The organism is Phenylobacterium sp., from assembly GCF_036263695.1.
Classification (GTDB): domain Bacteria; phylum Pseudomonadota; class Alphaproteobacteria; order Caulobacterales; family Caulobacteraceae; genus Phenylobacterium.
In genome coordinates this window covers 1-9,185 of sequence record NZ_DATAGM010000177.1, presented here as the reverse complement: position 1 = coordinate 9,185, position 9,185 = coordinate 1, and the positions used below count along the sequence as shown (strand labels likewise).

Sequence of the window (9,185 nt, the reverse complement as noted above, 5' to 3'; positions counted from 1 at the left end):
GTCCGTCGTGGCTTCCACGTGCCAGCCGATCCGCTTGCCCGACGTCGGCGTACCGTCGGGCACGGCCGCGCGCATCAGCTGCAGGGTCTCGCGCATCTGCGGGCCTCGGTATTGCGGCGTGAACATCGCCTCCAGCCCGGTGTAGTCGCGGGCCAGCAGCAGATCGAAGGCGTGGCGCGCCGTGGTCTCCGCCCCCTCGTCAACAAGCCCGCCGCTGCATCCGGCGAGCCCCGCCGCCAGCGCGGCTAACAACGTGCGCCTGAGCATGTCGCGCCTCCCCCGTCCGCTGATGAGGGTGCGACTGAGGGCAACCCTTGTCCAGCCGCGTGATCGCGGCTTCAGGTCCGGCTGGTTTGCTGTTGACCGCCAGGCGTTGTTCCGGCCGTATCAAGCTACGGCGTGGTTGCGCCGGGGGGGGAATTCTGTGGGTTATATGAAGAACTGCGCACTCGCCGTGATGGCGGGCGCGCTGGCGAGTGCGCCGGCACAGGCTCAGGCGCCTGCCTCTCCAGAGCCGCTCAGTCCGCCCGCCCCGGCGATCCCACAACCGCCAACAACAGTGGCCGAACCCGTGCCGGCTACCTCAACCCCGGCCGCGCCGCCCGTCGTTCCTGTAATCCCTGCGGTTACTGCGCCCGCAGCTGCTGCACCGGCCAGTGGTATGGTCAAGGTGCCAGAGGGAACCGAGGTGTTCGTGCGGATCGAAGACTTCCTTTCGTCAGCGAGCAATGCGGCGGGCGACCGCTTTTCGATCAGCCTCGACGAAGAGATCGACCTTGGCGGCGGCCGGGTCATTCCGGCAGGCTACCGCGGCGTCGGTGAGGTCACCCATGCGCAGAAGCGTGGTTTCATGGGCAAGGCCGGAGAGCTCAACGTCAATCTCAACTACATCCGTGTGGGCGACACCCGGATCCGGCTTCGTGGGAGCCGGAACCGTGAAGGCGAAGGACGGCTCGGAACAACCGTGGTGCTGACGGTCCTGTTCGGGCCGCTGGGCCTGCTCTTCAAAGGCAAGGACATCGAAGTGCCGCGTGGCCAGCGGATCCCCGCCTACGTCGACACAGACGCCGACATCGCGCTGCCGGCAGCGCCGCCGCCGCAGAACTAGGGACCTCGCACAGCGATCACCTCAGCGCGGCGTTGATCCGCTCCAGCGCCGCGGCGCCAGGGACGAGCTCTGCATCGGCGAGGGCGTTGAGGGGCGCTTCGACCGTCCCGAGGCCGTCGTGAAGGTCCTCGGCTTCGGGATCGAGGTAGAGCAGGCCGGTGACGATCTCGCCTCTGGCCTGGGCGGCCTGCAGGTAGGCGATCGCCGAGACCCGGTCGGTGGGATCGTAGCTCTCGGCCAGCTTGTGCAGCCGCAGAACCGAGGCGTCGTGCTGGGCGACCTCGATGGTCTCGCCGGGGGCGTAGTCCACGTGGATCGGGTCGCGCTCGACGATCACGTCCAGCCGGTTCACCGCCTCGTTGTGCTCGCGCACATAGTCGAAGCTCTTGGTCGAGCCTGTGTGGTTGTTGAACTGCACGCAGGGACTGAGGGTGTCGATGAAGGCGGCGCCCTTGTGGGCCAGCGCCGCCTTGATCAGCGGCACCAGCTGCGCCTTGTCGCCGGAGAAGGAGCGCGCGACGAAGGTCGCGCCCAGCTGCAGCGCGATGGAGACCAGGTCGATGGCGCTGTCGTGGTTGACGACGCCCCGCTTGGACTTGCTGCCCTTGTCGGAGGTGGCCGAGAACTGGCCCTTGGTCAGGCCGTACACGCCGTTGTTCTCGACGATGTAGGTCATGTTGACGCCCCGCCGGATGGCGTGCGCGAACTGGCCGAAGCCGATGGAGGCGCTATCGCCGTCTCCGGAGACGCCCAGGTAGATCAGCTCGCGGTTGGCCAGGTTCGCCCCGGTCAGCACCGAGGGCATGCGCCCGTGGACGGTGTTGAAGCCGTGGCTGGCGCCGAGGAAGTAGTCCGGCGTCTTCGACGAACAGCCGATGCCGGAGAGCTTGGCGATCCGGTGCGGCGCGATCTCCAGCTCGAACACCGCCTGGATGATCGCCGCGGAGATGGAGTCGTGGCCGCAGCCGGCGCACAGCGTCGAGACCGAGCCTTCGTAGTCGCGACGCGTATAGCCCAGGCTGTTGGTCGGCAGCTTGGGGTGATGCAGCTGGGGCTTGAGGATGTAGGTCATTCGGCGGCCTCCACCCGGCCGGTGGCGGTCAGCATGGCGATCTCGCCGGCGATGAACCGGGCGGTGATCGGCGTGCCGTCGTAGTGCAGCACCGAAACCAGCTTGGCCGGGTCGACGCCGCCTTCGGTGACGATCAGGGTCTTCAGCTGGGCGTCGCGGTTCTGCTCGACGATGAACACCCGCTCGTGGGCGGCGATGAATTCGTAGACGGCGTCGGCGAAGGGAAAGCCGCGCACCCTGAGCGCATCCAGGCGGATGCCCTGGGCGGCCAGGGCCCCGAGCGCCTCGTCCATCGCCGCCGAGGTGGAGCCGAAGTAGATCACCCCGTCCTTGGTCTTGCCCTTTGCGGGCTTCAGCACCGGGGCCGGGATCAGCGTCTTGGCCGTCTCGAACTTGCGCAGCAGCCGCTGCATGTTGTCGACGTAGACCGTCCCTTCCTCGGAGTAGCGGGCGTAGGGATTGCGGCTGGTGCCCCGGGTGAAATAGGCGCCCCGGGTCGGGTGGACGCCGGGATAGGTCCGGTAGGGGATCCCGTCGCCGTCCACGTCGAGGTAGCGCCCGAAGTCCCGGCCAGCCTCCAGCTCCTCGTGGGTCATCACCTTGCCGCGGTCGAGGCTGCGGGTCTCGTCCCATTGGAAAGGCTCGACCAGCCACTCGTTCATGCCGATGTCGAGGTCGAGCATGACGAAGATGGTCGTCTGCAGGCGGTCGGCGAGATCGAAGGCCAGCGCACCCATGGTGAAGCACTCGCCGGGATCGGCGGGGAACAGCAGGGGATGCTTGGTGTCCCCGTGGCCGGTGTAGGCGGCGGCCAGGATATCGGCCTGCTGTGTCCGCGTCGGCATGCCGGTGGAAGGGCCGCCCCGCTGCACGTCGAAGATCACCGCCGGGATCTCGGCGAAATAGGACAGCCCGACGAACTCGGTCATCAGCGAGACGCCCGGCCCGGAGGTGCAGGTGAAGGCCCGCGCCCCGTTCCAGCCAGCGCCTACAACGATGCCGATGGAGGCGATTTCGTCCTCGGCCTGGACGATGGCGTAGCGCGCCTTGCCAGTGGCGGGATCGATCCGCAGATCCTGGCAGTAGTCGGTGAAGGCCTCGGCCAGGCTGGTGGACGGCGTGATCGGGTACCAGGCGCAGACGGTCGCCCCGCCGTAGACGGCGCCTAGCGCCGACGCCTGGTTGCCCTCCACATAGATCCGGTTTCCCACCCGATCGGCGCGGCGCACGCGCAGGGGCAGGGGTTCGAGGTTCTCGCGGACAAAGTCGCGGCCCATGCGCAGGGCCTCGAGGTTGGCGTCGATCAGACGTTGCCGGCCCTTGAACTGCTGGGCGAACAGATCGGCGAAGACCTCGGACTCCATGCCAAGAAGCTCACACACGGCCCCGACATAGATGATGTTCTTGAACAGCTGCCGCTCGCGCGGGACCTGGTAGGCGGCGTTGCACATGGCCGTCAGCGGCACGCCGATGACGCCGATGTCCTCGCGGAACGCCGAGGCCGGCACGGGCTTGGTGGAGTCGTAGAAGACGAAGCCGCCGCTCTCGATGTCGGCGATGTCGCGGTCCCAGGTCTGGGGGTTCATGGCGACCATCAGGTCGACCCCGCCGCGGCGTCCGAGATGGCCTTCCTCGGTGATCCGCACCTCGTACCAGGTGGGCAGCCCCTGGATGTTGGAGGGGAAGATGTTGCGGGCGGCCACCGGCACGCCCATCCGCATCACGCCCTTGGCGAACAGGCCGTTGGCGCTGGCTGAGCCCGAGCCGTTCACATTGGCGAACTTGACGACGAAGTCGTTGTACCGCGCGGTCATCGGCATGCCGCCCCCGCTTGCGCCGTCTTGATCAGGAACTTCTGCATGTCCCAGGCGCCGGTGGGACAGCGTTCGGCGCAGAGCCCGCAATGCAGGCAGACGTCCTCGTCCTTGACCATGACCCGCCCCGTGGCCAGCGGGCCCGACACCAGCAGGTCCTGGGTCAGGTTGAGGGCAGGGGCCTTCAGCTTGGTGCGCAGCTCAGGCTCCGGCTCCTCGGCGATGAAGGTGATGCAGTCGGTTGGACAGATGTCGGCGCAGGCGTCGCACTCGATGCACAGAGTGTCGGCGAACACCGTCTGCACGTCGCAGTTCAGGCAGCGCTGCGCCTCCTTCAGACCGAGCTCGCGGTCGAAGCCCAGCTCAACCTCGACGCGGACGTCCTTCAGCGCCACCTCCGGATCGCGCAGCGGCACCCGGTAGCGGCGGTCATTGGAGATGTCGTTATCGTAGCTCCACTCGTGGATGCCCATCTTCTGGCTGATCAGGGTGGCCATCGGCGGCGGCCGGTCCGATACGCGGGCGCCGCGGCAGTGGGCGTCGATGCTGATCGCCGCCTCGTGGCCATGGGCCACGGCCCAGATGATGTTCTTGGGCCCGAAGGCGGCGTCGCCGCCGAAGAAGACCTTGGGGTTGGTCGACTGGAAGGTGACCGGATCGACGGTGGGCATGCCCCACTCGTCGAACTCGATCCCGACGTCGCGCTCGATCCAAGGGTAGGCGTTCTCCTGGCCGACGGCGATCAGCACGTCGTCGCACTCGAAGTGCTGGTCGGGCTCGCCGGACGGCACGAGCCGTCGGCGGCCCTTGTCATCGTATTCGGCGACCACCTTCTCGAACCACATGCCGGTCAGCCGGCCGCCCTCGTGAGTGAAAGCCTTGGGGACCAGGTAGTTGAGGATCGGGATGCCCTCGTGCATCGCGTCCTCCTTCTCCCACGGCGAGGCCTTCATCTCCTCGAAGCCGGAGCGGACGATCACCTTGACGTCCTCGCCGCCCAGCCGGCGGGAGGTGCGGCAGCAGTCCATGGCCGTGTTGCCGCCGCCCAGCACGATCACTCGCCGGCCGATCTTGTCCACATGGCCGAAGGAGACGGACGAGAGCCAGTCGATGCCGATGTGGATGTTGGCGGCGGCCTCCTGACGGCCGGGCATGTCGAGGTCGCGGCCGCGCGGTGCGCCGGCGCCGACGAACACCGCGTCATAGCCTTCGGCCAGCAGGGCCTTGAGGCTGTCGATCCGCTCGCCGAGCCTAAGGTCCAGCCCCAGCTGGGCGACGTAGCCCACCTCCTCGTCGATCACCTCCTCCGGCAGGCGGAAGCGCGGGATCTGCGAGCGGATCATGCCGCCGCTCTTGCTCTCCTGGTCGTAGCAGACGAGCTCGTAGCCGAGCGGCGCCAGGTCGCGGGCCACCGTCAGCGAGGCGGGGCCCGCGCCCACCAGGGCGATGCGGAACCCGTTCTTCTGCTCGGCGGGGCGGGGCAACAGGTCCGCGACGGGTCCCTTGTTGTCGGCGGCGACGCGCTTGAGCCGGCAGATGGCCACCGGCTCCTCCTCCACCCTGCCGCGCCGGCAGGCCGGCTCGCAGGGGCGGTCGCAGGTCCGCCCCAGAATCCCCGGGAAGACGTTGCTCTTCCAGTTGATCATGTAGGCGTCGGTGTATCGGCCTTCAGCGATCAGCCTGATGTACTCAGGGACCGGCGTGTGGGCAGGGCAGGCCCACTGGCAATCGACCACTTTGTGAAAGTACTCGGGCCCCTCTGCGCGGGTGCGCTGCACGTATCCGTTTCCTTCCCGCGACACTCTACTCTCGCGGAGGCGAAGGCGTGTTCCCGAACGGACCGCGCCTTCGCCTGCCCCGACGCGGCGTCATCTCTAGGAAAGCATGGTAGGCCCCGATCGTCGGGAGCGCCAACCCCGAAAGTGATCGGCGATAACGGAATTGCCAACGCTCAAAGGTTCGTGAGAGCAAAGGCCAAGCTCTTCCGTTTCAGACTGTTTCAGAGTTGATAATCCATTAACGAGGCCCCCGGATGGGAGACATCGATGACGCTCAACGTCGAGCTTGGCGACTTCGCCGCATCGAGTGACGAGTTGGCCTATCGCGCCGCGCTGCAGTGGCTGGAGCCGGAGGAGGAGGCGGCGAGCCTCTCGCTCTTCCAGCAGATCAACGAGCGCCGCGCCGCCTGCGAAAATCCCGACGCCCTGCGGATCCTGCGTTCGCTCTGAGCCGCCCATTGCGGTGACGCTCGCCCGCCGCCTACCATCGCGCCCGCGCCGCAAGAGCGCCAACGCGTAGGAGGGTAGGGGATGGAGTACCGCAGGCTGGGCAACAGCGGGCTGAAGGTCAGCGCCGTCGGGATCGGCTGCAACAATTTCGGCATGCGCATCGACCAGGCGGCGACCAACGCCGTGGTCGCCGCCGCCCTCGACACCGGGATCAACTTCTTCGACACCGCCGACGTCTACGGCGGCAGCCAGTCCGAGGTGATGCTGGGCAAGGCGCTGGGCGGTCGGCGCGACGAGGTGGTGATCGCCACCAAGTTCGCCAGTCCCATGGGCCAGCGGCACGACCAGAAGGGCGGCTCGCGCCGTTATGTCATGCAGGCGGTCGAGGCGAGCCTGAAGCGGCTCGGGACCGACTACATCGACCTCTACCAGATGCACCGTCCGGACCCGGACACGCCGATCGAGGAGACCCTGGCGGCGCTGGACGACTTGGTGAAGGCCGGCAAGGTCCGCTACCTCGGCAACTCCAACTTCTCCGGTTGGCAGATCGCCGACGCCGATTGGATCAGCCGCTCGACGAACCGGGAGCGGTTCGTCTCGGCCCAGAACCTCTACAGCCTACTGGAGCGCGGCTCGGCGCGCGAGGTGCTGCCGGCGTGCGAGCGGTTTGGCCTGGGCTTCCTGCCCTTCTTCCCGCTGGCGTCGGGCCTGCTCACCGGCAAGTACAGGAAGGGTGAGCCGCCGCCGGAAGGCACCCGGCTGGCGGCCTGGGGTCGTCGGGGCCAGGACGCCCTGTCGGATCGCAACTTCGAGAAGGTGGAGAAGCTCTCCAGCTTCGCCGAGGCTCGTGGGAAGAATCTGCTGGAGCTCGCCTTCGCGTGGCTGCTCGGGCAGCCGGTCGTCTCCTCCGTCATCGCGGGGGCGACCAAGCCAGAACAGGTGCAGGCCAACGCGGCCGCAGCAAGCTGGGTGCTGACGCCGGCTGAAGTCGAGGAGGTCACGGCCCTCATCGCCTAGCTTGTGCGTTCTGACCCGCATGGCTGACGACAAGAAAATCCCACCGCCACAGCCTCACGTCGAGGAGATCGTCGGTAACGAGGCGCAGATCGCCTCACCAAGCTTCCGGCTTGCCGCGCTCGATTCCGAATTCCTGCTGTCGGAGTCGATGCGGGGCGTTCGTTTCATGCTGGAGTTCGACAAGGCCGATCAGATCCTGCGTCAGTGGGGCATCGTCTCGACCATCGTGGTGTTCGGGTCCGCCCGCATCCGACCGGACGGGCCGGGCCGGCAGCCCTATTGGTATTCGGAGGCCCGCACCTTCGGGAAGATCGCCTCGGAGCGGGGCGGGGCGCTGCTGCACGGCGAGCCCTACCGCCGGAATGTGATCGCCACCGGCGGCGGGCCAGGCGTCATGGAGGCCGCCAACCGAGGCGCCGGCGACGCTGGCGCCCCGTCCATCGGCTTCAACATCACCCTGCCGCACGAGCAGGAGCCGAACGCGTACTCGACGCCCGAACTGACCTTCCTTTTCCACTACTTCGCTATGCGCAAGATGCACCTGGCGCTGCGGGCCCACGCTCTGGTCGTATTTCCCGGCGGCTTCGGGACCTTGGACGAGCTCTTCGAGCTGCTCACCCTCCGCCAGACGGCCAAGGCGCCGGTGCTGCCCATCGTGTTGTTCGATCAGGCCTATTGGCGGAGGTTGGTCGACTTCGACTTCCTGCTGGAGCAAGGGATGATCAATCCGGTGGACCTGGAGCTGTTCAAGTTCGCGGAGAGCGCCGAGGCGATCTGGGAGATCCTTGTGGCCAACGGGCTGGAGACCTTCCAGCCGACCCGCGACCGGTTCGGGAGTATGAAGCGCGATGGGTGACCGCTCACGCTTGGCGCAGATGATCGAGCGCGCCGGCAACGTCGTCGTGTTCACCGGGGCCGGGATTTCTACCGAGTCCGGCATTCCGGATTTTCGCAGCCCAGGCGGGGTGTGGAGCAAGATGAGCCCGATCTACTTCCAGGAGTTCGTCGCCAGCGAGGAGAAGCGCCGCGAGGCCTGGACCCGCACCTTCAGCGGCCGGGCCGGCTGGACGGGGAGGGCGCCCAACGCCGGCCACTATGCGGTGGCGAGGCTCGTCGCCCAGGGCAAATGCTCGGCGGTGATCACCCAGAACGTCGACGACCTGCATCGGGCCAGCGGCGTCCCGCCAGAGAAGATCATCGAGCTGCACGGCAACGCCACCTACGCGACCTGCCTGGAGTGCGGTCTGCGCCACGAGCTGGAGGCGCTGAAGGGTCCGTTCCTGGAGAGGGGCGAGGTCCCGGCGTGCCGGCACTGCGGCGGCATCGTGAAGACCGCCACCATATCGTTCGGCCAGGCGATGCCGGAGGAGCCCATGGAGCGGGCCCAGGCGGCGACGCTGTCCTGCGACCTGTTCCTCGTCCTCGGCTCGTCGCTGGTGGTCTATCCGGCCGCCGGCTTTCCCATCATGGCCAAGCGCAACGGGGCGCGCCTGGCCATCGTCAACCGCGAGCCCACCGAGCAGGACCCGCTCGCCGACCTCGTCCTGCACGATGAAATCGGCCCGGCGATGAGCGAGGTGGTGAAGGTCGCTTAGCCGCGCAGGTCGGCGCGGACGGTGCGCTGGGCGATCATGCGGGTGGCGTCGATGCGGCCCTGGCGGGGCGCGGCGATCTCCAGGTGCACGTGGTCGGTGATGCCGGCGTAGCGGTCCTGCAGGCTGAGCACCGTGCCGATGGGAGCCCCCACGCGGACCGCGTCGCCGACCTTCACGTCCGGGTCGATGTAGAAGACGCGGGCCTCGTAGCCGAGGGCCGGATTGGTGATCTCGACGTAACGGTGCCGCGAGCTATCGCCATAGGCGTAGCCGATATGACTGACGAAGCCGGAGATCGGGGCGACCACGGCTTGACCGGCTACCGCCTCATAGTCCACGCCCTCGTGCCGG

General features: G+C 67.6%; 10 protein-coding genes. 5 read left to right on the top strand and 5 right to left on the bottom strand.

The features are described 5' to 3' along the window. Positions 1–267 (bottom strand): hypothetical protein (locus VHK87_RS07260; protein WP_329634234.1); only part of this gene is annotated, 267 nt, incomplete at its 3' end. Positions 268–688: 421 nt separating this feature from the next. Between VHK87_RS07260 and VHK87_RS07255 the strand changes: the two genes are divergently transcribed. Further along, on the top strand, positions 689–1,108 hold the full coding sequence (locus VHK87_RS07255) for a hypothetical protein (protein WP_329634233.1): 420 nt from the start codon (positions 689–691) through the stop codon (positions 1,106–1,108). Between the two features lie 16 nt (positions 1,109–1,124). Here VHK87_RS07255 and VHK87_RS07250 read toward each other — a convergent pair whose 3' ends face one another. The 3 genes from VHK87_RS07250 to VHK87_RS07240 are packed head-to-tail and all read right to left on the bottom strand — an operon-like array spanning position 1,125 to position 5,772. After that, entirely contained in the window at positions 1,125–2,180 is a 1,056-nt protein-coding gene (locus VHK87_RS07250; protein WP_329634232.1) for a 2-oxoacid:ferredoxin oxidoreductase subunit beta, read from the bottom strand. Next, positions 2,177–3,994, bottom strand: coding sequence for a 2-oxoacid:acceptor oxidoreductase subunit alpha (locus VHK87_RS07245; RefSeq protein ID WP_329634231.1), 1,818 nt, complete (start codon positions 3,992–3,994; stop codon positions 2,177–2,179). Before VHK87_RS07245 ends, VHK87_RS07250 begins: the two co-directional genes overlap by 4 nt. Beyond that, on the bottom strand, positions 3,991–5,772 hold the full coding sequence (locus tag VHK87_RS07240; RefSeq protein WP_329634230.1) for an FAD-dependent oxidoreductase: 1,782 nt from the start codon (positions 5,770–5,772) through the stop codon (positions 3,991–3,993). Before VHK87_RS07240 ends, VHK87_RS07245 begins: the two co-directional genes overlap by 4 nt. 267 nt (positions 5,773–6,039) lie before the next feature. Between VHK87_RS07240 and VHK87_RS07235 the strand changes: the two genes are divergently transcribed. The 4 genes from VHK87_RS07235 (at position 6,040) to VHK87_RS07220 (ending at position 8,834) form a co-directional block, all read left to right on the top strand. Next, entirely contained in the window at positions 6,040–6,222 is a 183-nt protein-coding gene (locus VHK87_RS07235; RefSeq protein WP_329634229.1) for a hypothetical protein, read from the top strand. 81 nt (positions 6,223–6,303) lie between these two features. Next, positions 6,304–7,239, top strand: coding sequence for an aldo/keto reductase (locus VHK87_RS07230; protein WP_329634228.1), 936 nt, complete (start codon positions 6,304–6,306; stop codon positions 7,237–7,239). 19 nt (positions 7,240–7,258) lie between these two features. Then, on the top strand, positions 7,259–8,095 hold the full coding sequence (locus VHK87_RS07225) for an LOG family protein (protein WP_329634227.1): 837 nt from the start codon (positions 7,259–7,261) through the stop codon (positions 8,093–8,095). Continuing rightward, positions 8,088–8,834 (top strand): Sir2 family NAD-dependent protein deacetylase, encoded by a 747-nt coding sequence (locus VHK87_RS07220; RefSeq protein ID WP_329634226.1) that lies wholly within the window; start codon positions 8,088–8,090, stop codon positions 8,832–8,834. The genes VHK87_RS07225 and VHK87_RS07220 overlap by 8 nt, the downstream gene beginning before the upstream one ends. Here VHK87_RS07220 and VHK87_RS07215 read toward each other — a convergent pair. Beyond that, positions 8,831–9,185 (bottom strand): M23 family metallopeptidase (locus tag VHK87_RS07215; RefSeq protein ID WP_329634225.1); only part of this gene is annotated, 355 nt, incomplete at its 5' end. The genes VHK87_RS07220 and VHK87_RS07215 overlap by 4 nt on opposite strands.

Excerpts from the sequence above, each read along its gene's own strand:
- VHK87_RS07250 (WP_329634232.1), bottom strand. The coding sequence starts at position 2,180 with ATGACCTACATCCTCAAGCCCCAGCTGCATCACCCCAAGCTGCCGACC.
- VHK87_RS07245 (WP_329634231.1), bottom strand. The coding sequence starts at position 3,994 with ATGACCGCGCGGTACAACGACTTCGTCGTCAAGTTCGCCAATGTGAAC.
- VHK87_RS07235 (WP_329634229.1), top strand. The coding sequence starts at position 6,040 with ATGACGCTCAACGTCGAGCTTGGCGACTTCGCCGCATCGAGTGACGAG.
- VHK87_RS07230 (WP_329634228.1), top strand. The coding sequence starts at position 6,304 with ATGGAGTACCGCAGGCTGGGCAACAGCGGGCTGAAGGTCAGCGCCGTC.
- VHK87_RS07225 (WP_329634227.1), top strand. The coding sequence starts at position 7,259 with ATGGCTGACGACAAGAAAATCCCACCGCCACAGCCTCACGTCGAGGAG.
- VHK87_RS07220 (WP_329634226.1), top strand. The coding sequence starts at position 8,088 with ATGGGTGACCGCTCACGCTTGGCGCAGATGATCGAGCGCGCCGGCAAC.